Here is a 21,557-nt window from a genome sequence, read left to right on the forward strand (position 1 = left end):
TATTATGCATATAGAGCACCTCATACCGCTAATTCCAGTTCTCTACTTCGTGTGGTGTGTTGGCACGTAAGTCTGGGAAAGAGTTTTGAGGGTCTCTGGAGAAGCTAGCGATGAGAAAGCTATGACAGGGGACACACATCTTCGGGCAGAGCTGTATCTTCGCGGAGATACCTACGGCACGTTCGACGCACAACAGCAGGTACTCAATCGGGTGAAGCGACTGGAGGCAAACGGCGTGTTCAGCGAGTCGATGGTCGCCGGTGAGTGGCAACGGATCAGGACGATGGCGGAGGACAAGCGGTCGGAAGCCATCCAGACCTACGAGGAGTTCACAGGCTGGGCGGCCCGGAACGGTCACTCGCTCGAACCGGCGTTCGAGCGACGGAACCGGAGCTACGTCGGGATGGACCGCATCGACGACGTGGTCGTGTTCCCGGTCGTCTCGCTGGCCATCTACGACGGCGACGACCTGGAGGGTGTGTTCCCGTGCTCGGACGAGGAACGGACTTACACTGTCGGCGACGCGCTCGAAGCCTTCGAGCGCGGCGACGAGGATTGGCTTGCACAGTTCGACTCCCTCTCGGTCGACCGGACCGACCCGCTGCTGGAACCGGGCGTCGACGCGACGATTTAACCGCGCAGCGCGTCGACCGGTTCCTCGCTCGCTGCTTTCCAGGCCGGATACAGCCCGCTGACGATACTCGTCAGCACCCCAAAGGAGAACGCTGCACCGACGTACCAGGCGTTTGGTAGCCTGAAGACAGCCATCGCATCGCCGACAGCGTAGTGATTTATCGCCAGTCCGGCCCCGAGACTCAGAATGACACCAGCGATGCCACCGAGGAATCCGAGCAGCGTCGCTTCCATCAGCATCACTTTGAGGACGTCCCGCTTCTGGTATCCCACTGCCCTGAGGACGCCGATCTCTTCCCGTCGTTCGACGGTGGACATCAGCATGACGTTGAGAATGGAGATGCCAGCCACGAGCAGCGAAATCGATGCGATGCCGGCGAGGACGGTGTTGATGATCTGGAACTGCTCTTCGATGGTGTCGACGAGTGAGCCGAGTTCCTGAACGAAGACCCGCTGCTCGCGGTCGTTGAGCGCGTCGCGGATCCCAATCGCCGTTTCGTTGGCCTGTGTCCCGGTCGACTCGATAACGTACACTTCCGAGTAGCCGCGCTGGTCGAACGAAGCAGCCGGCATGATGATTCGGTTATCGGGGTTTGTCGAGGAGAACGGGTCGCCTTCTTCGAGAACGGCCCGGACGCGGACGCTGGTCCCGTTGACGGTAATCTGGCTCCCGGGATGCAGTTCGTGCTCTTCCGCGACATTGGAACCGACGAGTGCACCGGATCGGAACGGCGATACCCGTCCCTCCTTGGCCTCGTACAGCGCTGCAGCGTCCTCAACGCCGTATATTGTTTCCCTGACTGCGTCCTCGCGGTTGTACGACACCGGCTCTACACGTGTCTTTACCGGCGACACAGTCGCTGTCGGACTTGCCTCTCTGCGAATCGTGCGGATGTCTCGTTCGGTGAGTTCAGTGATGTTTTCGCCGGAGTTCGGGTATACCGTGAGCTGGTTGCCGACGTTACCGAGGTTCTGGGTAAACGAGTACTGGAGCGCGACGCCGAACATCCCCAGCGAAGCGATGGCAACGACACCGATGACGATACCCAGCGACGCCAGCAACGACCGCATTTTCGTTCGCGTGAGGTTGCGCCGCGCCATCAGCGCGGCCGGGAAGAACCTACCCGCCATTCTTCCGTTCCCTCCCGATTGTTCCGTCGACTAAGTGGACGGTTCGGTCGACGTATTCGTTGACAAGGTCATCGTGCGTGACGGCGACGATTGCCACGTCGTCCTCGTCGGCGATGCGACGGAACTCGTCGAGTATCTGCCGCCCGGTCTCGCTGTCGAGGTTACCCGTCGGCTCGTCGGCGAGAACGACCTTCGGGCTGTTGATGAGCGAGCGCGCGATGGCGACGCGTTGCTTCTGGCCGCCGGAGAGTTCGTCTGGCTTGTGGTCCAGTCGGTCACCGAGCCCAAGCCGCTCCAGGAGCGTTCTGGCCCGTTTTTTGACTTTTGGATCACTGTCCAACAGCAGTGGTACCTCGACGTTCTCGACAGCAGTCAGTGTCGGCAGGAGATAGAAGTGCTGGAACACGAACCCGATTGTTTGCTTCCGGAGGCGCGTCCGCTTGCTTTCGCCGAGTCCGGTCACATCCTGCCCCTCCAGCAGGACGGTCCCCTCCGTCGGCGTATCCAGCAGCCCGAGGATGTTCAACAGCGTTGTCTTGCCACTGCCACTGGGCCCCATAATCGAGACGAACTCACCGGCTTCGAGGGCGAAATCGATACCCGCCAGTGCGTAGAGGGTCTGGCCGCCGGTCCGGTAGCGCTTGACCAGTCCCTGTGCGTCGATGACCGTCATACCTCGATATCGTCGTCACTGCGGCGGTAGCGGCGTACGAGGACACCGACGACGACCAGTAGTGCCAGGCCGCCGGCGATGAACACCGGCAGCATACTGTTCTGGTTCCCACCCTCGCTGCCGCCATCCTGGTCCGCTTGCTGTGCCAAACCGCCCATCCGATCGATATCCACCTCGAAGGTCTGTCGCTTCCGCGTGTCGTCAACGAGGTACGTCACCTCCAGTGGCACCGACGTGACGTTCCCCTCCGTCTGGGCGTACACGTCGAAAGAGACGAAGTCGCTGGCCGGGACCGTGCCGACGAAGTAATCGCGGTTTGGGGTCGCCGGAGTGACGTTCTCGGTATCGACGACGCTGACGAGGACGCTGTCCGCATCCGTCGACCCGACGTTGCTCGCACTCCCTGAAATCTGGAGGCGCCCGCCCTGTCGGACCACGTCAAGACCGGTGAGGTCTATCGTTCCCGGGACAGATCGAAGCGTGGTTTCGGTTGTTGTCTGCTCCGTTTCGGTCCCGAGTTCGTAGTTGGCCGTGACAGTAACGTCAGCGCGGGGTTCGTCCATCGTGGCGTTCAGTCGCACCTGCCGGGTCGTGCTGGCTGAGATGTTCTCAAGCAGGACGCGCTGGAACGACGCGTTCTCCGACGTTGCACTCACCATGACATCCGAAAGCGGAGCGTTAGCCCCGTTAGAGACGGCAACCCGCAACGCGCGGTCAGTGCCGCTACCGACCGCAGTCGTATCGAGTTCCACGCTGTTCCGGAGCGGGTCCGACTCGATGACTTTTGACCGGGTTGTGGTGCGCGTGGTGTCGCCAGCGACTGTGTAGCTGACCGTTGCGGTCAGCGAGTGCTCGCCGGCGGATTCAGGCCGGAACCGGAATGGTGCGGTTATTGACCCGTTCTGTGCGATGCTTGACCGTACCGTCCGGCTCTTTGTCATCTCGACGCCATCGCCCTCGACGACGACTTCGACGTTCGTTATCTGGGAATCGAGTCCGTTTGCGACGGTGACTTCGCCCGTCGATTCAACGCCGGCGACAGAGTCGGTAGCCGTGATATCCATCTGCGGATGACGCTCTTCGACGTTTAGCTTCACCGGGTATCTGAGTTCGACGTTGTCGCCCGTCCCGCGGTCACGGCCGTACACGATGACGCGGAGGTCCTTGGTTCCGGCCGAATCAAAGGAGGCAGTCAGGGGGACTTCCAGCGTGCTGCCCGGCGAAATCGAGCCCAGGTCCGAGACGCGTTCGTACTCTGTGATTCCTCTCCCGCCCGACTTCCGGATTGCAATGTCGTTGATTTCGAGCGGTGAATCGCTGCTCTGGAGATTCCGGACAGTCGTGTCGAACGTGACGGTCTCACCCGGTGCTGGTGACGACGGTGACACCTCCACGTCAGATATCGACGCGTTAACGCTTGCGCCGGCGACTGACAGCGGAAGCGAGCCGACGACGACTAAGCAGGCCAGTACAGCCATACTGTGACGCATCAGGCGGTCACCTCTGGCTGTGGTACTCGTATGCCGGTCCAACAACTCATCGGGAGGACGCTATCGGGGACCGTTGCCATGTGCGCCGGTCCGTTCCGGTCAATGTTAAACATGCTGCATATATCTCAGTGGGAAACTGATATCATAGCGCCCCTCCCAGCGGTGGATATGCGCGTCATCTGTGCCGGCCACGTCAACTGGGACGTGACGCTCCACGTCGACCACCTCCCGGAGCCCGACGGCGAGGGGCGTATCACCGACCGGTCACAGTCCAGCGGGGGGAGCGCGGCGAACGCGGCCGTCGCACTGGCCGGACTTGATGCAGACCCGCTAGTCCTCGGTAGCGTCGGCCGGGACGACCACGGAACCATGGCCCGGCGCGAACTGTCGGCCACCGGCGTCGAGACGATGCTGATTGAATCGGACAAGCCGACGGCCGTGAAGTACCTCATCGTGGACGAGAACGGCGACGTTGCAGTGCTTGGAAACGACGGGGCCAACGAGGCATTCGGCGCGTCGGACCTCCAGCCCGGGACCCTGGCCGAGGCAGACCACCTCCACTTGACCGGTCAAGATCCGAGGACGGCTGCAGCGCTCGCACGCGACGCCACGGCCGCGGATGTTCCGGTGAGTTTCGACCCCGGCCGCCGACTCCCGTACCGCGATTACTCATCAGTACTCTCACATGCGGATATCCTGTTTTGCAACGACCGGGAGGCCGACCACGCCAGAAACAGCGGGCTCTTCGAGACGGTGCCGACAGTTGTGGTCAAACACGGGGACTGCGGCGCGACCGCCCATATCGGAGACCAGACAGTCACGAACGGTGGGTATCCGATAGACTCTGTGGACACTGCAGGCGCGGGCGACGCATTCGCTGCCGGATATCTACTCGCCAGCGCAGGGGAGAGTGATCCAGAGCGTGCGCTCGCGGTCGCCAACGCCTGTGGCGCGCTCGCAGCGCAGTCACCCGGCGCACAGACGACACTCGACTGGGAGTCGGTGTGGGCGCTTGTCGACAGCGGGCACTCACCGGACCCAGTTTAGTTCGCCTGTATCTCTTCGACGAGCCGCTCGAACTGCTGGCGGTACTGGGCTTCGGCACGAGCGGTGGCGAGGCCCGACTCGTCAGCGAAGGCGGCCTCGAAGCCAGCCATTCGCCACAGGAGCGTCGAGAGCTGATAGAGGGGGCGTCGCTGCTCGTACCCCTCGTCGAACTCCATCGGGCGCATCTCCTGGTACCCCTCGTGAAACACCGTCCGAAGCGAGTCGCGCAGTTCCGGGTCCTGAAACGACGAGTCGATAAAGAGAAACTCTGTCTGTGCGAGGTTGTACTCCGGCAGCGCCGCGAGTACGTCCTGCCAGTCGAGGACCGCCGTGATCGGCGCGTCCGCCGTTTGCTCGAACATCAGATTCGCCGGCCTGAAATCGTCGTGAACCAGTCGCGGAACGCCGTCCTCGGGAACCATACTCAGTGCCGGTTCGATACAGTCCCACGCTCGGTCTGCCATATCCTCGAAAGGCGTCCCATCAAGATGGGACAGGTGTGATCTGGTGAGACTCTCGAAGTACTCCCGCCAGTTGCCCATCCAGTCACTCACGATGATCCGGTCGTCGTGGAGCGTGAGTCGGCCGAACGCCTCGAATCCGATCTCGGAGTGCATATCTCCGAGGATCCGACCGGACTGGGCCAGCACTCGCCGTCGGTCGTCAGTTGAAAGTCCGGCGAACTCCTCGGCCAGGTTCTCGCCGTGGATGCGCTCGGTGACGAAATACGGCGGGACATCGGCGTCGGGGTTATCCTCGTAGACAAGGATGCGTGGAACAGGGACATCGGTCCGGGCGGCGACGAAGTCGTGGAGACAGGGTTCGACGGCAAACGGCACATCGCCCTGTGGCTTGAACTTCACAACCACTTCGTACGACTCGCCGTTGTGGCGCAGCGTTACCATGTAGACATCGCTCTGGTGGCCCCCGCCCGGAGTCTCGAACTGGAACCCCTCGTAGTCCGGGCCTGACTCTTTCAGCACGGCTTCGATGTCCTGTTCCGGGGTCTGCACTGACATACCATCTAGTGGGCGAGCAAATAAATCTGTCAATCCCGTCACGGAGAGCACTGGCACTTGGTTCAAGCACCGTCGGTGGCCACCTCTACGCTACCAGGAGTGGAACGGTGAGACCGGTTTCGTCCCGTCAGTCACTTCGAATCGTGCGCCGCCGGCCCTGCTCTCGGTCACAGCGATATCCCAGCCGTGGGCATCGATGATCTGGGCAACGATAGACAGGCCGAGGCCGCTGTCACTGCCTGAGAGGGCATCGACTGAAAGAAGGTCGTTCAGTTTGTCGGATGGGATGCCCGGTCCGTCGTCGGCGACGTAGAAGCCGATTACTCGGCCTTCGGTCCGCTCATCCGCACGGTCTATCTCGGCTGCCCCGCTGTCGACAAGTGGGCCGACCCAGACGGTCACGTCCTCGCCCGCGTGGTCCGCCGCGTTCTGAAAGAGATTCTCGAACACCTGTTTGAGGCGGTTCTGGTCACCGAACACCGGGGCGGACCCTTCGATCTTCAACGTCGCGTCGGCTGTTCGGGCCATCTCCCATGTCTGTTCGACAATGGCGTCAAGCGATATGGCGGTGCGGTCTTCGACCGCATACCCCTCCTTTGCAAGTGTTAGCAAGTCGTTGATGAGCGATTCCATGCGAGCCACGCCTTCCGCCGCGTCGTCCAGATGGGACAGGTCACCGGTCTCTCGGACGAGTTCAATGCGTCCCTCGACGACGTGAAGTGGGTTTCTGAGGTCGTGTGAAACGACGCCGATGAACTGTTCCATCCGGTCGCGCTGGACGCGGAGGTCGTGCTCGCGCTCAGCTTTCTGCAGCGCTGCCTGAACGTGTGTCGCGTACATCTGCGCGAGTCGAACCGCTTCATCGTCGAACGTAACGGGGGTTAGCGACCCGATGTTGATAACGCCGTACTCGGCAAGCGGGAGGATAATCTCGCTACTGACAGGGGAGTTCTTGTTGTACTGGCTTCGCTCGCTGTCGAGTTCAGAGTACGTCCGCACTTCGTCCTGCTCGAACGCCTCCCACGAGAGGCTGTTGCCGGGTCGGTAGGTAACCGGCCAGTCGAACACCTCGTCCGCCCGCTCCGTCGATGCGGCCAACTGCAACTCCGTCGCGTCGCTGTCATATAGCCACAGCGCTCCGAGTGGCAGGTCAAACACAGACGAAATCCCCGACATTGCGATTTCACAGATCTCTCGCTCGGACTCCGCAGTCATCAGCTGCCGTGTTACAGCCTCGAACGAGTCGAGATCGAATGTAACGGGTAACTCCCCACCCATCCCGTACAAATCATGCAAACCCATATATAAAACTCGGTGATTCTGTGTCAGTGATACGTTACACGGCGTCGCCAGTCCGCCGATGTCGCGGGACCTATGTATACACAGCCCTCAGAGAGCGGTATGCGAACGGTCGAAATCGACGGCCTGCCGGTGGGCGATGGCCATCCGACGCGCGTCATGAGCGTGCTGAATATGAGTTCGAACTCCGGGTACAAACCGAGCGTGTATCTGGACCCAGCAGAAGCCGCCGACGCTATCGAGGAGACCCTCGTCCCCGCTGGCGCAGATATCATCGATGTCGGCCTTCAGTCGGCGAACCCGAAATACGAGTCCAAACCGGTCGAGATGGAGAAAGACCGGCTCGAAGAGGTCGCCCCGCTCGTCGACGAGCTCGACGCCGATGTGCCGCTGTCGCTCGAAACGCGCTATGCTGAGGTGGCCGAAGAGGCCATCGGCCACGGTTTCGACCTCATCAACGATGTGTGTGGCTTCGCCGACCCGGAGATGAAAGGTGTCGTCGAGGACCACGATATGCCGGTCGTCAAGATGGCCAGCCCGCCGGACCTGGCTCGACCCGGCGCGCTGAAAACCATCGACGACATCTTCGAGGCGCTCCAGCGAGACGGCTTCACAGATCGGACCATCATCGACCCGGCTTTCGGCGGCTGGTACGACGGCAAAGAGTTCGAGGACAACTGGGAGATGTTCCGTCGGCTCCGGGAGTTCCGTGCTTTCGACCGGCCGATGCTCACCGCGACTAACCGCGAGGACTTTCTCGGCGACCTGGCCGACCAGCCCGAGACAGAGAACCAGCTCGCCGTGTCACTGGCCGCAGCGACGATGGAAGTCGAACGCGGCGCACACATCATCCGAACGCACGACACGCAAGAGACACACGACGTGGTCAGAGTGGCCGACGCGCTCGGTGACGAGCGGACGACGCGCCCCGAGACAGACTCCGGCCCCACCGTGTCGGAACTGACGGACGTGTCCCTGCGTGAGGTCGCGCGCCATCAGGCCCTCGGCGAGACGGTCGCCGGCGGCACCGACGACGGCGCGACGCTCACGTTCCTGCTCGGCGACCTGACCGACGACGCCCGGGCGAGCATCCGGGCTGTCGCCGAGGTGACTGACGTAGTGGTGGTCGAGAAAGACAGCGGTAGTCTCTACGTCGGCGGCTCCGCGGCTGCGCTGAAAGTTGTCACCGACAGCCTCGCTGAGGACGGACACCGCGAACTCGCCGGCGAGCTACGGGCCTCGCTGTCCCGACGCGTGTAGGCACGCGGCTGGTCCGTACTTGCAGCGACGGATTTTCACAGACTGCTGTGGAGCAGTCCGACAGTGGCTATCCGTGGAAGCGAGCGAATCACGCGGAGAAGTCTGCAAGCGGAACAGTCACTAGCCGCGCATCAGATTCAGGACCTCATCGACGACAGCAGGCTCAACCGCGATAACGTAGCGGCTCCCTGGCGTCAGGGTTGTGTCGGCACGGGCGATCCGCTCACCGTTATCGTCGGAGACAACGAGAGTCCCCTCGGGAAACCGTACGTCTGTGAGTGGTTTTCCGGCGGCCGGAGCGCCGTCAGCGACGCGGACGAGCATGATATCGAGGCTGCCTGTCACGTCGGCGAGCGTCTGGACATCACTCCCCAAGATTTCGTTCGCTGCCACCCTCGCACCAGCCCGTTCGGGAAAGACCACCGCATCGACAAATCGGGTGTACGCCTCACCGGCTGTGCGGTCAATTCGCGCGACGGTCCGAATATCTGGTGTTAATTCCGAGGCAGCTAAACAGACTGCAAGGTTCAGCCCGGTTTCACCCGTGAGCGCGGCAATCGCGTCCGCTCGGTCGATGCCTGCCTGTTCGATTATCTCCGGATTCGTCGCGTCGCCTCGGATAACCGTCGCGACCCACTGGTCGGCGATCTCCGAGACCATCCGTTCGTCCCGTTCGATGATCGTCACGTCGTGTCCGCGGTCGGCGAGTATCTCGGCTGTCTGGAAACCGACGCGGCCACCGCCTGCGATGATAATGTCGAGTGTCCGGGTCATGCGTTAGTCTTCAGCCTCAGGTGTTATTTCGCTGGCGGCAGTCGCCTGCTCGCGGTCCGATTGCTGTTTCACCCGTTTGAGGGCGAGATACACGACCGCTCCGAGCAGAATCCACGCCACGCTGAGTGCCAGTGCCAGTGGATCCGTCCGCAGCAGAAACTCTACCAGCACCCCAGTCAGGATCAGGTTGAGTACAATCCCGATTATCGGTGGCGCAGGGTAGAACGGCATCTCGTACGGCCGGTTCATGTTCGGTCGTTCCCGGCGGAGCCTGATGACCGCGACGTTGACGATAATGAACGAAAGCAGGAAGAACAGGCTCGACATATTGCCGGCGCTCTGTGTCGGCAGTGCAACTGAGCCAAGCATCACGATGGCACTGGCGAGGATGGCAACGAACGGCGTCCCGTAGCGGTGGTGTATCTGGCCAATCGAAGGGAGTAACTGCCCTTCGCGTCCCATCGAGAACGCGACGCGCGACGACGCGATGACGACGGCGTTGAGGGCGGTCAGCGTCGAGAACACAGCCCCGAAGACGATGAGTGCCCCACCGTTTTGAATGATCGGTAGCCCGGTCGGCATGAACGACGTCGCTGCCGTGGCGATGCCGGCTTCGCCAGCGTCGGCGAGTCCCTCGGCTCCGAGCGTCCCGATAGCGACTGTCACAACTGCCAGATAGACGACGACAGTCACAGCGAGACTGATAAAAATCGCTTTCGGGATGTTTTCCCGCGGGTTCTGTACTTCCTCTGTGACAGTGGTGATGAGGTCGTACCCCTCGAAGGCGATGAAGGTGAGCCCCATCGCCGGCAAGACGGCAGCAGCCCCGCTCCCGTCCGGAAACAGCGGCTGGAATTCGGCCCCCGAAAACATCGGCGACGCGAACCCGAACGCGACGAACACGACCAGTATAGACACTTTGATCATCGTGAAAATCGTCTCGACACTGCCACTGGCGGCCGTCGAGACGGCGTTGAGCGCCACGAGCCCGAGAACTGCGATAAACGCCAACAAGAAGGCCGGCGGGAGCGCTGTATCAATGACCGGAACTACAACGGCGCCGACCTCGTCCGGTGGTGGGACGACGCCGTAGACGTGCAACAGTTCGAGAAAGTTCGGCGCAAATCCCAGTGCGTACAGCGCTCCCGCAATCATGTAGGCGAACCAGAGCATCCAGCCCATAATGAACGAGGCAAAGTCGTCGAATATCTCCCGCACGAACGCGTATCCACCGCCGCTCTTTGGAATCGAAGCGGCAAGCTCCGCGTAAGAAAGTCCTGTGAACGCCGTCACGACGCCGTTCAGTGCGAAGACGAGAATCGCGGCTGGGCCAGCGATTTCGGCGGCCAGTCCCGTTAACACAAAAATACCGGCCCCTATCATCGCGCCCATCCCGATCATCGTCGCGTCGAGGAGTCCGAGTTCAGCCTCGGGCGACCGTGTCTGGCTCTTGCTCATTGCGTTCTGGTTGTAACTGGCGCGCTGTCCATCGTACGCTGTATGTGCTTCGCTCGGTCCATTTGAGTACCGGGGGAAGTTCTCCTATTGTAAGAACTGTGATGGGATTTCATTAAGCCTTCTGCCGCGTGACCGCCGATTCGGCCGGTTGTGTTCCCGCTCCGTTAGAACTGGCGGAGAGTTGAAGATAACACCTCTATAACAGTACAACAATGGCCCGGACAAAGCGATTCGTCATCGCCGGCGGCGGCCGCGTCGGGAAACAAACGGCCGAGAACCTCGTTGAACAGGGGCACGAGGTACTACTGATCGAGTCCGATGCGGAGCGCGTCGAGGCGCTATCGGATGCGTATATCGGCCCGGTCATCCACGGGGACGCCACGCGACCGTCAATTTTGGAACAGGCAGACCTGTCGGAGGCTGACGCTATCGCCGCACTCACCGACGAACCAGGCACGAATCTCGCCATCTGTATGGAGGCACAGCAGTACGCACCCTCGATTCGGACCATCGCGAGAGCAGAGACGGAGACAGACCAGGAGTACGGCGAAGTTGTCGACGCAACGCTGCTCCCCGAATATCTCGGTGGGGACTACGCGGCTGATATACTGACCGGTGAGGATATCAGAACGCTCGTCTACCCGACCGCTGACCTCGATATCATCGAGGTGAGTGTCGCCCCGTCGGCTCCTGTTGCAGGGCGTCGCCTCGACGAGATCGCGCTTCCGTCCGGCAGTCTCCTGATTTCGACGGGCGACCGAACGGAACTCGCAGGCGCTGAAACGGTGCTGGAGCCTGACGAGCGGTATATTCTCGCCGTCGAAACCGATGTCGTCGACGAAGTGTTGAATCTCATGCGCGGGTAACAGGCTGAGTTGTCAGCCTGATAATCAGCATCTCGTATTATTTATTCGTCTGCGAGAAAGCGGATACACACGCTTAACAGCGAGTAGGTTCTCCCACCACTATGAGCAGTGAGCCCACGGACGAGGGTCTCCTCACCCACGTACTTCTTCCCGTCACTGACGAGAATGACGCGTTGGCGACGGCGGAGGCGCTCGAACCGTATGCACCAAGCACCGTGACCGCCTTGCATGTCGTCGAGAAGGGCGGTGGCGTTCCGGACAAGACGCCGGTCGAACAATCCGAGGAACTGGCCGAAGAGGCGTACGCTGCCGTCCGGACAGTGTTCCCCGACGCCGGCGAACACACCGCGTACGGCCGAGATGTCGCGGAGACGATCTTCGAGGCCGCTGAGGAAGTAGACGCCAGCGCCATTGCCTATCGGTCCCGTGGCGGGAACCGACTCATGCAGTTTCTCTCCGGTGACGTCTCCCTGAAACTGGTGACAAATTCGGACCGTCCCGTCATTGCCCTCCCCCGAGAGGGTGGAACATGAGCGAGGAGGACCTTGCCAAAGACCTCGGGCCGCTGGCGGCGCTGACTATCGGCGTCGGGACGATGATCGGTGCGGGTATCTTCGTCCTCCCGGGCGAGGCCATCCTCAAGGCCGGGTCGCTGGCGTCCGTGGCGTTCATTCTGGGCGGCGTCATCGCCATGTTCACGGCGTTGTCGGCTAGCGAACTCGGCACGGCGATGCCGCGTTCAGGCGGGGCCTATTACTACGTTAACCACGCGCTCGGGCCGATGTTCGGCTCGGTCGCCGGCTGGGCCAATTGGCTCGGGCTGGCCTTCGCTAGCGCCTTCTACATGGTCGGGTTCGGCCGGTACATCGCCCGCATCTTCGGCCTCTCCGGCAGCGTCGGCGTCGGCCCAATATCGCTCACCGTCGTGAAGCTCATCGCACTCGTCGGCGGCGCGTTCTTCGTGTTCATCAACTACGTCGGAGCCAAGGAGACCGGGCGGCTACAGAACATCATCGTCGTTCTGCTCATCGGCATTCTCACCGTGTTCACACTCCTCGGGACGCTCCGGGCCGAGCCGTCGAACTTGCCGGCCGCTACTGACGTGGTTACGACTCTGGAGACCACAGGACTCATCTTCGTCTCCTATCTCGGCTTCGTCCAGATTACGAGCGTGGCCGAAGAGATCAAAGACCCCGGAAAGAACCTTCCGCGTGCAGTTATCGGCAGCGTCGTCATCGTGACTGTCATCTACGCGCTCGTCCTCGTGATTATGAGCGCGGCCGTTCCGCAGGGGTTCATCGCGGACATCATCAGCTCCGACGCCGAGAACCCAATCGCCGTCGTCGAGGTCGGGAGCTACATTCAGGGGGCCGTAATGGGGGGTGCGCTCCTGTTCGGCGGCTTGCTCGCCACAGCGTCCAGCGCGAACGCCTCCATCCTCGCGTCCTCACGCATCAACTTCGCGATGGGCCGTGACCGGATCGTCACGCCGGCCCTCAACGAGATACATCCCCGCTACGGGACGCCGTACAGGGCAATCGGCATCACCGGCGGCCTGATTCTCCTGTTTATCATCATCGGGGATCTGACGCTCCTCTCGGGCGCTGCGTCGGGCCTGCATCTCATCATCTACGGATTACTCAACGTCGCACTCATCGTCATGCGGTACGTGAATCCGGAGGAGTACGCGCCGGATTTCGTGGTGCCGTTGTATCCGCTACTGCCGATTCTGGGAGTCGTGCTCTCCTTTGCCCTACTGGTGTTCGTCGCCAGCGACGCCCTGTTGCTCTCGTTCGGCATCGCCGCCGCGGCGATACTGTGGTACGGGTTCTACGCTCGCTCGCGCACGGAAAAACAGGGCATCCTGTCGAAACACATCATCTCGCGGTCCGACGAGATGCCGGACGCGGCCGTCAGCGCGGCCGCCGGCGTCCAGCCCGATGGCGGGCAGTACCGCGTGATGGTCCCACTGGCCAATCCTGCACACGAACAGGACCTCATTACGCTCGCCAGCGCCATCGCCAAACAGCGCGGCGGAACCGTAATCGCGACCCACATCGTCACCGTCCCCGACCAGACGGCGCTTTCGGCTGCCGCCGACCGATCCGATGAGATCGACAAGAGCTCACAGCAACTGCTCGATCAAGCTCGCGAGGACGCCGAGACGTTCGGCGTCGATGTCGAAACGCACACCATCCTCTCGCACAAGTCCTACGAGGCTATCTTCGACGCCGCCCGCACACAGACGGCGGACCTCGTCGTAATGGGATGGGGGCCAGACGCGCACGGCTCGCCCGGGCGGGCGGAGTCTGCCATGGACGAACTCACAGAGACGGTCCCCTGTGACTTCCTCGTTCTCCGCGACCGCGGGTTCGACCCCTCGCGCATCCTGCTCCCGACAGCCGGTGGGCCGGACTCCGAGCTGTCAGCCGCCATCGCGAAACTGTTGCAGTCCGAATACGGGTCCGACGTGACGCTGCTCAACGTCGACGACGACCGCGAGGCCGGCAAGCAATTCCTGCAGGAATGGGCAGCCGAGCAGGGCCTTGAAGACGCCGAGCGCCTCGTCAAATCCGGCGATGTCGAGACCGCGATCCGGAACGCTGCCACCGATTCGACGCTGCTCCTCATCGGCGCGACCGAGGAGGGCCTACTTCGCCGGCTCGTCTCCAAGTCGCTCGTGCTGGACGTTGTCGACGACGTGGAGTGTTCCGTCCTGCTGGCGGAGAAACGCCGCGAGCGCGGCCTCCTTGAGCGGCTGTTCTGAGTAGCTGGTACGTCTTCCCGCTGACTACCCCGTCTTCTGCCTCACTCGACGAACCCACTAAACCGGCACCGTCGCATACCGTTTCGACACCTTACAGTAGTCGCTCGTGAAGGCCGTGGAACGACCCGATGGTGAGATCGGGCTCGCCGGCGAACGAGTCCCAGGGGCCGTCATCGCGATTGACCCAGACGCCCTGCATCCCGGCGTGCATCGCCCCGTACACGTCGAAATAGCCTGCAGTGACGTGGGCGATCTCCCCGATTTCAGTCGACGTTCGGTCCGCTGCGTGACGGTACAGCTCCGCCGCCGGCTTGAACGTCTCTATTTCGTCGGCACTGACGGTGTCTTCGAGCAGGCCGCCGATACCGGCGAAATCAACCATGGAGTCGAGCATCTCGGGGTTCCCGTTCGAGACGACATAGAGGTCGTAGCCGGCGTCGTAGAGTTTGTTCATGCCGTCACGAACGTCGTCGAACACGTCCAGTTCGTGGTAGACGGCGAGAATCTCGTCGCGCTCCTCGGTGGTGATGTCGACGCCGTGGACATCGAGGGCGTACTGGAGCGCGTCGCGGTTCATCTCGTAGAACGGTTTGTAGGCGTCGATCTGGTTCGCGAGGAACGTGTACGCCAGCGAGCGGGAGCGCCAGAGCCGGGACACCGGCCGGGGGTCGTCCACCCGGTCGGCGAGGGCTTTCTGGGCCGCCTCGACGTCGACGATGGTGCTGTACGAGTCAAACGTAACCGTCGTCACGCGGTCCGGGTCGAACGGCATAGGCCCCCGTAGAACCGGCTGCCCCATATAGCCGGCCGCCGAGTCGGGCGCACAGCCGTCCGGCACGGCTCCACTCGCGACGCTGGGCGTGTCGTGACCGGCTCCCGCTCAGTGCGCAGACATCTCCGAGATGACGTTGACACAGTACACGCCGATGATGATGAGCAATATCCCGACGGCACCGGGGAGGTCGATAGGCTCGTCGAACACGACAGTCCCGATTGCCGCGACACCGACGATTCCCAGCGCGGCCCAGGTGCCGTAGACGACGCCGATGGGGAGGTCTTCGAGCGTCAGCGATACCAGATAGAACGCCAGGCCGTAGCCGACGACGACGCCGAGACTGGGGACAGGGCGTGAGAATCCTTCTGAGAGTTTCAGCGACGTTGTCCCGAGCAGTTCAGACACAATCGCGGCTCCGAGGAGGGCATATGGATTCACGGGTTCACTCGTCGAGAATTGTGGACAGATAATATACATTTCGACTGTCGTCGCCTCACCAGTACCCTTTCCGAGACGCCCCCGGCCCCGTCACCGTCCTGCGAATAAACCGCGGACAACGGGCGACACTCCCCCTCTCATGTGGCTTTATCTCCCGTGCGGCCGCACTGCGAGCCATGTCTCAGGCAGATACGTTCCAGCCGACAGGAGTCCGGCCGGTCGCCGCTCGACGCGTGGAGGGTGACAGATGACAGCGCGAGACGTGTATCTCCCGGTCGCAGCCCAGCCGTCGGTCGACACGCTTGTCGGGATGAGCCAGCAGGCGGAGGACAGCGGCTACGACCGGGTCTGGCTCCCGGAAACGTGGGGGCGGGACGCGGTGACGACGCTGACCAGCATCGCCGAACACACGTCGACGGTCGGCCTCGGCTCCTCGATTCTGAACGTGTACTCGCGGTCGCCGGCGTTGCTCGGCCAGACCGCAGCGACACTGCAGGAGGTCTCGGACGGCCGTTTCCGCGCTGGCGTCGGGCCGTCCGGGCCGATCGTCATCGAAGGCTGGCACGGCCGTGAGTTCGAGAGCCCCCTCAAGTACACGCGGGAGACCGTCGACATCATGAAACTGGTACTCTCCGGAGAGACGGTCGAGTACGACGGGGACATCTTTTCGCTGTCCGGGTTCCGACTGCGCTGTGAACCGCCCGAGCCCGCGCCCCCCGTGGATGCCGGCGGTCTCGGGCCGAAATCAGTCGAACTCGCCGGTCGCTTCGCCGACGGCTGGCACGCGCTCATGCTGACCGCTGACGGCCTGCGGGACCGGCTCGAAGACTTCGAGCACGGCGCGGACCTCGGCGACCGCGACCGCGCCGACCAGCGGGTGACGCTGTCGCTGACGTGCTGTGCGATGGACAACCGGGAGCAGGCCCGCGAACTGGCCCGTCAGCACGTCGCGTTCTACATCGGCGGGATGGGGACGTTCTACCGCGATGCGCTGGCCCGGCAGGGGTACGAGGACACCGCCTACGAGATCGCCGAGCAGTGGGGGTCGGGCGACAAAGCGGCCGCCGTCGACGCCATCAGTGACGAACTGCTGGACAGCATCGCCGTCGCTGGCACGCCCGATGAATGTCGCGACCGCATCGCACAGTTCGAGGATATCGACGGTGTGGACGCAATCAACATCTCGTTCCCCCGGGCTGCCGAACGGGACACTATCGACACGACCATCGACGTGTTAGCGCCCTGAGCCGGGGCTTCGGTTTCAGCCGGAAGCGACTGGCTCGATGGCGTCGCGTCGGCCGTCGAGAACGTCGAACCGCTCGCCACGGCGCTGTTCGAGCCAGCGCAGCAGGCGTTCGGCCCAGCGGAGTTTCTGGCGCTTTTCCGCGGTCACGGACGGGTCCTCGAAGTCCCAGCCGAGGAACACCAGCGAGGCAGCGCCGAAGTGGTCGGCGAGGAACGCGGCGCGGTCGCCGTCGGTGAAGCCGCCGTAGTTGCGGACCGGCGGGGCGGGTGTCGCCTGTGTCGTCGGTACAACGAACTCACTGTCGTAGGCCGGAATATGTGTCTCCAGTGCGGGGATGTTGTCGCCGTGGGCGTGGGCGACAACCGGCGTCCCGGCGGCAGTCAGTTCCCGCCCGGTATCGGCGTTCTTGTCGAGGTCCGTGACCATACAGTCGACGGCGACGCCTGCCGCCTGGAGACGGTCGGCGGCCGTGGACGCCGCGAGGACCACGTCGGCGTCGGCTGCACGGTCGGCCTCAGCTTCCAGTGACGGGCCGGCTCCGGCGATAGCTACCGATGCACCGTCGAGTCCGAGAGTCGTCGGGTCGTATGTGCTATCGTCGCCGAGCAGTTCGACGAAGCGTTCACAGGCGCGCTCGTCGCCGTCACGAGGGTAGCCGAAGTCATCGAGGATATCCTCGTACACTGGTTCCCAGGTGCGAAATTCCATCTCTCGTCAGACACTACGCAGTGGCCGTGTTTCTGTCTTGTTTCCCGTCCAGCCACATTGCACTACGCTGCCACTGACCCGGAGCGGTGCTGTCGCTCCCGGGTTCGTGGCCAGATAAACCGAGTTGAGCCGAAATGGCACGTCCGTGTACCCCTACCCGGGTGCCCTTTCGGCTTTCACTCCTTTCTTTCGAGGCCTCCGGTATAAGTTTTCTCTTACCGTCAGACACGAATGGCGGGCCTCACGGGCGGCGATGACTAGTCCTCTCCGTAGCTACGCCAGCAGTCCGCGACAGCCTCAAGACGGGGCAGTCCTTACGAGCGACAAATGGTCCCGGGACTGTCAGTAAATGCGAACGACGGTGCAGTTCCGGATTCGCTGGTGATCGTCTCGAACCGCGAGCCGTATAGCCACGAGCGGACCGACGACGGCGAGATACGGGTCCAGTCCGCCGCGGGTGGCTTGACGAGCGCGCTCGACCCGGTGATGCAGTCACGGGGTGGCACCTGGGTCGCCTGGGGCAGCGGCGACGCCGATATGGACGTGGCGACAAACGGCGTCGTCGAAGTCCCGCCGTCGGACCCGGCCTACGACCTGAAACGCGTCCCGCTCTCCGACGAGGCGGTCCAGGGCTACTACTACGGCTACGCCAACCAGGTGCTCTGGCCGCTCTGTCACGAGGACACGGGCCGGATGTGGGCCGAGCCAGCCTACTGGGAGCAGTACCGCGCCGTCAACGGGCAGTTCGCCGAGGCCGTCGATGCGGTCGCTGACGTGGGCCAGCCGGTCTGGTTCCAGGACTATCATCTGGGGCTCGCTCCCAGACTGCTCCGAGAGAGACGGCCGGAGGCGATGCTGTTGCAGTTCTGGCACATCCCATGGCCCGCGCCGTCGGTGTTCCGGCACTGTCCCCACAGCGACGCGCTTCTCGACGGACTGCTGGCGTGTGACGTCATCGGGTTTCACACGGCAGGGTACGCCGAGCAGTTCCTGCACTGCGTCGACAGCGCGTTTTCCGCGGCGACCATCGACACGGACGCCGGGACAGTCACCCGGAACGACGAGCGGACGCGAGTCGTCGCGAACCCGCTGGGTATCGATGTCGAGGGAGTTCGGGACCGAGCACGAACTGCCGACGTGGGCAGTATCCGTGATACCGTGCTGGGCGGCAGTCGCTCGGACACGTCAATCCGCCTCGCGCTCGGCGTCGAACGCCTCGACTACTCGAAGGGCATTCCCGAGCGGATCGAGGCGCTGGCGCATCTGTGGGACCGGCGGCCGGACCTGCGAGGGGAGTTCACGTACGTCCAGAAGGCGAGTCGAACGCGGGAGGGGATTGCCGCCTACCGCCGGTATCGAGCGGACGTCGTCGATGCCGTCGAACGCGTCAACGACCGCTTCGGGACCGACGACTGGCAGCCCATCGTCTACACCGAAGCCACCCTCGACAACGAGACGCTGGCCGGGCTGTACCGGGCTGCCGAAGTCATGGTAGTGACGCCGCACCGCGACGGGATGAATCTCGTCGCCCACGAGTATCCGGTCGCCTGTGTCGATGGTGACGGCGCACTCGTACTGAGTGAGCTGGCCGGTGCGGCGACCCATCTCGACGGCGCGCTGACAGTCAATCCGCACGATATCGAGGCGATCGCGGACACCATCGAGCGGGCGCTGAAACTGGAGAAATCGGACAGAGCTGACCGGCTGGCGCGCCTGCAGCAAAGCGCCGAGGCGCTCGACAGTTCGCAGTGGGTCGCCAGACAGTTCAGCCCCGGACAGTCACCGTAAGGGGCCGTCAGTATCGGCGCTACGCGTTCGACAGCCAGTCTGGTTTCGTGACGGTGGTATCGTCGACCTGTGAAACGGACAGCGACAGCGTCACTGTCACCGGCCGGCCGTCCCGCTCGGTCGTCATGCTGTACTGGAACGACCGGACGACGCCGTCCTCGTCAACGAGGACGGTTGCACTGGCCGAGGCCGTCGTCCCGTTAGCCGAGACGTTCGTCGAGACGGCGTCGTCGGCCGCGAAGCCGGTAACGTTGCCCCCGGTCGCTTCGAACCGCGAGACGCTGTCACCGTCGACCGCCTCCGTACCGGTGTACGTCCAGTTGATGTCCGACCCCAGCGACTGGAGCAGCGAGCGGTCGATGACGCTGCTCTCGTTGACCGGCTGGACCGGTCCGTCGTACGGTGGTGACGCAGACCGGTACGCCGTCATCTCCTCCTCACCGCGGGCGAGGACACGGCGCTCTGTGGTGGTTCCGTCGGCGGTGTACGTCGTCGTCGTCAGCGCATCGCCGCTGGCCTGAACCAGTTCGCCCTGCGCCAGCGACCGGTCGTTCTCACGGTCGATAGCAACGGTTCGATTGATGAACACCGACTGGTTCTCGCCGTCGCGGATTGTCGAGAGCTGGAACGACAGCGACATGGTGAACGACGAGTTCGACAGGCGCTCGAAGTGCCCGCGCTCAATGGCCGTCGCATCGAAGCCGGACGTTCCCGGTGCGGGGCCGTTGGCGTCAGCCGAGGTCGATGTTGTTTCGGTGTCTGTCCCGCCTGTACTCGATTCAGTGCCCAACAGCCCGCTGCAGCCAGCGGACGCTATCAGTAGCACCGCGAGTGCAAGCGAGAGATGGCGGCGTTCGAGGGACATATCAGTGCCACCGTATCAGTGGCTTAGTTCGTTATGGCCGTTCAGCTGTCATATCCGTCCGGCTTCGGGGTATACACGGACTCGATGACCGGCCCGCCACCGGTACGAAACTGCGGCGATGCCGGTCCCGTCCGACCAGCGTCAGACGCTCGTCATGCACGTCATGAGGGTTTAATACGAACGAAACCGCTATAGGAACCGTGCCACTCGGCTCCGACCCGCTGTCCGAACTCGACATTCCCGACGGAACAACCGTCGAGGAACACGATCTGGTGACCGACGGTGACGTCATCGTCGGCGGCCAGTCGACCGTGGAGTTCGGTGTGCGCGGGCGGACAGTCATCGCCGACGAGCGGGTCCGGTTCGGCGGCCACATTGAGGCCGAAGGTGACTGTCGGCTGGACATGTGGTGTGACGTGGCGGACAACGTGCTGGTCGGCGAGGACGCCTACATCGGCGAACGAGTACATATCGGCGGCGAACTCCGTGTCGCGGGCGATCTGGATATCGGCGACGACGTGGATATCGAGAACGGGTTCGAGGCGAACGGCTGGATCGTCATCCGCAATCCGATGCCGACCATCGTCTTTCTGTTCGTCTACCTCTCACAACTCCTTCGCATCGGCGAGGAAGACGCAGCCGAGGAAGTACTCGACGAGATGCTAGATGACGGCAGTGACGAACACGACCCGGTTCTGATTCCACGCGGTGCGAGCGTCTCGGACGACGCCTGGCGCGTCTCGACGCCGGCGACGGTCGGCGACGACTGCCGGCTTCACGGCAATATCCGTGCGAAATCACTCGAAGTCGGCCGTGACACGGTCGTCTTCGGAAGCCTCCGCGCGAAAGACGATATCGTGGTCGGCCGGGGCACGGAGATCAAAGGGGACGTAACGACCCGCAGCGGCACCGTCCGCGTCGGCCCGGGCGCAAAGGTCTGGGGCGACATCTCGGGGACGACCGTCGAACTCCACGAGAACGCGACGGTCGACGGGACGATCCGGGCCAGCGAGGAGATGCGAATGCACACCGAGGCGGTGCTGGACCGGCCGGACGAATCCGCTGCGGCGATGGCTGAAATGGCTGAATCGCTTGAAGCTGAGACTGACACTACGGAGCCAGCCACCGAGGCGAGCGAGTCCGACGATACCGAGCCGGCAGTTGATGCAACAGCCGACGATACCACTGCGGACAGCGCGGCAACCGGCGGCGGCGATGGGACTGACAGCGATGCTTCAGAAGCCGATCCCGATGTCGAAGAGGCGGCGGAGTCCGCGGAGTAACCGCTCGGACACTATTTTGCGTGAGAACCGTCCCGCT

At 63.0% G+C, this 21,557-nt stretch carries 20 protein-coding genes; 9 read left to right on the forward strand and 11 right to left on the reverse strand.

The genetic code is table 11. The features are described from left to right. The first annotated feature begins 121 nt into the window (after positions 1–121). Positions 122–634: an HTH domain-containing protein gene (locus AMS69_RS12960; protein WP_053968496.1), complete on the forward strand. Its 513-nt coding sequence runs from the start codon at positions 122–124 to the stop codon at positions 632–634. Here the strand turns inward: AMS69_RS12960 and AMS69_RS12965 are convergent. The 3 genes from AMS69_RS12965 to AMS69_RS12975 are packed head-to-tail and all read right to left on the reverse strand — an operon-like array spanning position 631 to position 3,927. Further along, positions 631–1,764 (reverse strand): ABC transporter permease, encoded by a 1,134-nt coding sequence (locus AMS69_RS12965; protein ID WP_053968497.1) that lies wholly within the window; start codon positions 1,762–1,764, stop codon positions 631–633. The two genes, AMS69_RS12960 and AMS69_RS12965, sit on opposite strands and share 4 nt — an antisense overlap. Further along, a complete protein-coding gene (locus AMS69_RS12970) occupies positions 1,754–2,437 on the reverse strand; it encodes an ABC transporter ATP-binding protein (RefSeq protein WP_053968498.1) in 684 nt (227 codons plus the stop codon). The genes AMS69_RS12965 and AMS69_RS12970 overlap by 11 nt, the downstream gene beginning before the upstream one ends. Beyond that, entirely contained in the window at positions 2,434–3,927 is a 1,494-nt protein-coding gene (locus tag AMS69_RS12975; protein ID WP_053968499.1) for a hypothetical protein, read from the reverse strand. Before AMS69_RS12975 ends, AMS69_RS12970 begins: the two co-directional genes overlap by 4 nt. A gap of 168 nt (positions 3,928–4,095) precedes the next feature. Between AMS69_RS12975 and AMS69_RS12980 the strand changes: the two genes are divergently transcribed. After that, a complete protein-coding gene (locus AMS69_RS12980; RefSeq protein WP_053968500.1) occupies positions 4,096–4,974 on the forward strand; it encodes a carbohydrate kinase family protein in 879 nt (292 codons plus the stop codon). On the opposite strand, the gene AMS69_RS12985 is transcribed toward AMS69_RS12980, so the two are convergent. Together AMS69_RS12985 and AMS69_RS12990 are read right to left on the reverse strand one after the other, a co-directional pair. Next, positions 4,971–5,987, reverse strand: coding sequence for a phosphotransferase family protein (locus AMS69_RS12985; protein WP_053968870.1), 1,017 nt, complete (start codon positions 5,985–5,987; stop codon positions 4,971–4,973). The genes AMS69_RS12980 and AMS69_RS12985 overlap by 4 nt on opposite strands. A 96-nt stretch (positions 5,988–6,083) precedes the next feature. After that, the gene (locus AMS69_RS12990; protein ID WP_053968501.1) at positions 6,084–7,271 is read right to left on the reverse strand and encodes a sensor histidine kinase; all 1,188 of its coding nucleotides are present in this window, start codon (positions 7,269–7,271) and stop codon (positions 6,084–6,086) included. A gap of 123 nt (positions 7,272–7,394) precedes the next feature. Here AMS69_RS12990 and AMS69_RS12995 point away from each other — a divergent pair, with 123 nt between their 5' ends. Continuing rightward, positions 7,395–8,552 carry a dihydropteroate synthase gene (locus tag AMS69_RS12995; RefSeq protein WP_053968502.1) on the forward strand — a complete coding sequence of 386 codons (1,158 nt, stop codon included), beginning with the start codon at positions 7,395–7,397 and terminating at the stop codon, positions 8,550–8,552. A 120-nt stretch (positions 8,553–8,672) separates the two neighbouring features. Here the strand turns inward: AMS69_RS12995 and AMS69_RS13000 are convergent, their stop codons facing one another. Both AMS69_RS13000 and AMS69_RS13005 read right to left on the reverse strand, forming a co-directional pair. Beyond that, positions 8,673–9,326 carry a potassium channel family protein gene (locus AMS69_RS13000; RefSeq protein WP_053968503.1) on the reverse strand — a complete coding sequence of 218 codons (654 nt, stop codon included), beginning with the start codon at positions 9,324–9,326 and terminating at the stop codon, positions 8,673–8,675. Between the two features lie 3 nt (positions 9,327–9,329). Next, positions 9,330–10,784, reverse strand: a complete 1,455-nt coding sequence (locus tag AMS69_RS13005) for an APC family permease (protein WP_053968504.1) — start codon at positions 10,782–10,784, stop codon at positions 9,330–9,332. Positions 10,785–10,996: 212 nt separating this feature from the next. Here AMS69_RS13005 and AMS69_RS13010 point away from each other — a divergent pair, with 212 nt between their 5' ends. From AMS69_RS13010 to AMS69_RS13020, 3 genes are all read left to right on the forward strand, one after another. After that, the gene (locus tag AMS69_RS13010) at positions 10,997–11,650 is read left to right on the forward strand and encodes a potassium channel family protein (protein ID WP_053968505.1); all 654 of its coding nucleotides are present in this window, start codon (positions 10,997–10,999) and stop codon (positions 11,648–11,650) included. Between the two features lie 101 nt (positions 11,651–11,751). Beyond that, positions 11,752–12,183: a universal stress protein gene (locus AMS69_RS13015; RefSeq protein WP_053968506.1), complete on the forward strand. Its 432-nt coding sequence runs from the start codon at positions 11,752–11,754 to the stop codon at positions 12,181–12,183. After that, positions 12,180–14,417 carry an amino acid permease gene (locus AMS69_RS13020; RefSeq protein ID WP_053968507.1) on the forward strand — a complete coding sequence of 746 codons (2,238 nt, stop codon included), beginning with the start codon at positions 12,180–12,182 and terminating at the stop codon, positions 14,415–14,417. The genes AMS69_RS13015 and AMS69_RS13020 overlap by 4 nt, the downstream gene beginning before the upstream one ends. Before the next feature lie 91 nt (positions 14,418–14,508). Here the strand turns inward: AMS69_RS13020 and AMS69_RS13025 are convergent, their stop codons facing one another. Both AMS69_RS13025 and AMS69_RS13030 read right to left on the reverse strand, forming a co-directional pair. Next, positions 14,509–15,189, reverse strand: coding sequence for a haloacid dehalogenase type II (locus AMS69_RS13025; RefSeq protein WP_053968508.1), 681 nt, complete (start codon positions 15,187–15,189; stop codon positions 14,509–14,511). A gap of 108 nt (positions 15,190–15,297) precedes the next feature. Next, positions 15,298–15,630 (reverse strand): DMT family transporter, encoded by a 333-nt coding sequence (locus AMS69_RS13030; protein WP_053968871.1) that lies wholly within the window; start codon positions 15,628–15,630, stop codon positions 15,298–15,300. Positions 15,631–15,877: 247 nt separating this feature from the next. Here AMS69_RS13030 and AMS69_RS13035 point away from each other — a divergent pair, with 247 nt between their 5' ends. After that, positions 15,878–16,876 (forward strand): TIGR04024 family LLM class F420-dependent oxidoreductase, encoded by a 999-nt coding sequence (locus AMS69_RS13035; RefSeq protein WP_053968509.1) that lies wholly within the window; start codon positions 15,878–15,880, stop codon positions 16,874–16,876. A gap of 15 nt (positions 16,877–16,891) precedes the next feature. Here AMS69_RS13035 and AMS69_RS13040 read toward each other — a convergent pair whose 3' ends face one another. Further along, the gene (locus AMS69_RS13040) at positions 16,892–17,584 is read right to left on the reverse strand and encodes a 6-hydroxymethylpterin diphosphokinase MptE-like protein (protein ID WP_053968510.1); all 693 of its coding nucleotides are present in this window, start codon (positions 17,582–17,584) and stop codon (positions 16,892–16,894) included. A gap of 327 nt (positions 17,585–17,911) precedes the next feature. Here AMS69_RS13040 and AMS69_RS13045 point away from each other — a divergent pair, with 327 nt between their 5' ends. Next, positions 17,912–19,372 (forward strand): alpha,alpha-trehalose-phosphate synthase (UDP-forming), encoded by a 1,461-nt coding sequence (locus tag AMS69_RS13045; protein WP_053968511.1) that lies wholly within the window; start codon positions 17,912–17,914, stop codon positions 19,370–19,372. A 19-nt stretch (positions 19,373–19,391) separates the two neighbouring features. Here AMS69_RS13045 and AMS69_RS13050 read toward each other — a convergent pair whose 3' ends face one another. Beyond that, the gene (locus AMS69_RS13050) at positions 19,392–20,237 is read right to left on the reverse strand and encodes a DUF7537 family lipoprotein (protein ID WP_053968512.1); all 846 of its coding nucleotides are present in this window, start codon (positions 20,235–20,237) and stop codon (positions 19,392–19,394) included. A 200-nt stretch (positions 20,238–20,437) separates the two neighbouring features. Here AMS69_RS13050 and AMS69_RS13055 point away from each other — a divergent pair, with 200 nt between their 5' ends. Beyond that, the gene (locus AMS69_RS13055; RefSeq protein ID WP_053968513.1) at positions 20,438–21,520 is read left to right on the forward strand and encodes a polymer-forming cytoskeletal protein; all 1,083 of its coding nucleotides are present in this window, start codon (positions 20,438–20,440) and stop codon (positions 21,518–21,520) included. Positions 21,521–21,557 lie beyond the last annotated feature (37 nt).

Source organism: Haloarcula rubripromontorii (genome assembly GCF_001280425.1).
GTDB lineage: Archaea > Halobacteriota > Halobacteria > Halobacteriales > Haloarculaceae > Haloarcula > Haloarcula rubripromontorii.

What these genes read in the sequence shown, in the direction of transcription:
- AMS69_RS13035 (WP_053968509.1), top strand. Translation starts at nt 15,878, where the DNA reads ATGACAGCGCGAGACGTGTATCTCCCGGTCGCAGCCCAGCCGTCGGTC.
- AMS69_RS13010 (WP_053968505.1), top strand. Translation starts at nt 10,997, where the DNA reads ATGGCCCGGACAAAGCGATTCGTCATCGCCGGCGGCGGCCGCGTCGGG.
- AMS69_RS12980 (WP_053968500.1), top strand. Translation starts at nt 4,096, where the DNA reads ATGCGCGTCATCTGTGCCGGCCACGTCAACTGGGACGTGACGCTCCAC.
- AMS69_RS13025 (WP_053968508.1), bottom strand. Translation starts at nt 15,189, where the DNA reads ATGCCGTTCGACCCGGACCGCGTGACGACGGTTACGTTTGACTCGTAC.
- AMS69_RS12990 (WP_053968501.1), bottom strand. Translation starts at nt 7,271, where the DNA reads ATGGGTGGGGAGTTACCCGTTACATTCGATCTCGACTCGTTCGAGGCT.
- AMS69_RS13000 (WP_053968503.1), bottom strand. Translation starts at nt 9,326, where the DNA reads ATGACCCGGACACTCGACATTATCATCGCAGGCGGTGGCCGCGTCGGT.
- AMS69_RS12970 (WP_053968498.1), bottom strand. Translation starts at nt 2,437, where the DNA reads ATGACGGTCATCGACGCACAGGGACTGGTCAAGCGCTACCGGACCGGC.
- AMS69_RS12975 (WP_053968499.1), bottom strand. Translation starts at nt 3,927, where the DNA reads ATGCGTCACAGTATGGCTGTACTGGCCTGCTTAGTCGTCGTCGGCTCG.
- AMS69_RS13015 (WP_053968506.1), top strand. Translation starts at nt 11,752, where the DNA reads ATGAGCAGTGAGCCCACGGACGAGGGTCTCCTCACCCACGTACTTCTT.
- AMS69_RS13050 (WP_053968512.1), bottom strand. Translation starts at nt 20,237, where the DNA reads ATGTCCCTCGAACGCCGCCATCTCTCGCTTGCACTCGCGGTGCTACTG.
- AMS69_RS12960 (WP_053968496.1), top strand. Translation starts at nt 122, where the DNA reads ATGACAGGGGACACACATCTTCGGGCAGAGCTGTATCTTCGCGGAGAT.
- AMS69_RS13040 (WP_053968510.1), bottom strand. Translation starts at nt 17,584, where the DNA reads ATGGAATTTCGCACCTGGGAACCAGTGTACGAGGATATCCTCGATGAC.
- AMS69_RS12965 (WP_053968497.1), bottom strand. Translation starts at nt 1,764, where the DNA reads ATGGCGGGTAGGTTCTTCCCGGCCGCGCTGATGGCGCGGCGCAACCTC.
- AMS69_RS13020 (WP_053968507.1), top strand. Translation starts at nt 12,180, where the DNA reads ATGAGCGAGGAGGACCTTGCCAAAGACCTCGGGCCGCTGGCGGCGCTG.
- AMS69_RS12995 (WP_053968502.1), top strand. Translation starts at nt 7,395, where the DNA reads ATGCGAACGGTCGAAATCGACGGCCTGCCGGTGGGCGATGGCCATCCG.
- AMS69_RS13005 (WP_053968504.1), bottom strand. Translation starts at nt 10,784, where the DNA reads ATGAGCAAGAGCCAGACACGGTCGCCCGAGGCTGAACTCGGACTCCTC.
- AMS69_RS13045 (WP_053968511.1), top strand. Translation starts at nt 17,912, where the DNA reads ATGGTCCCGGGACTGTCAGTAAATGCGAACGACGGTGCAGTTCCGGAT.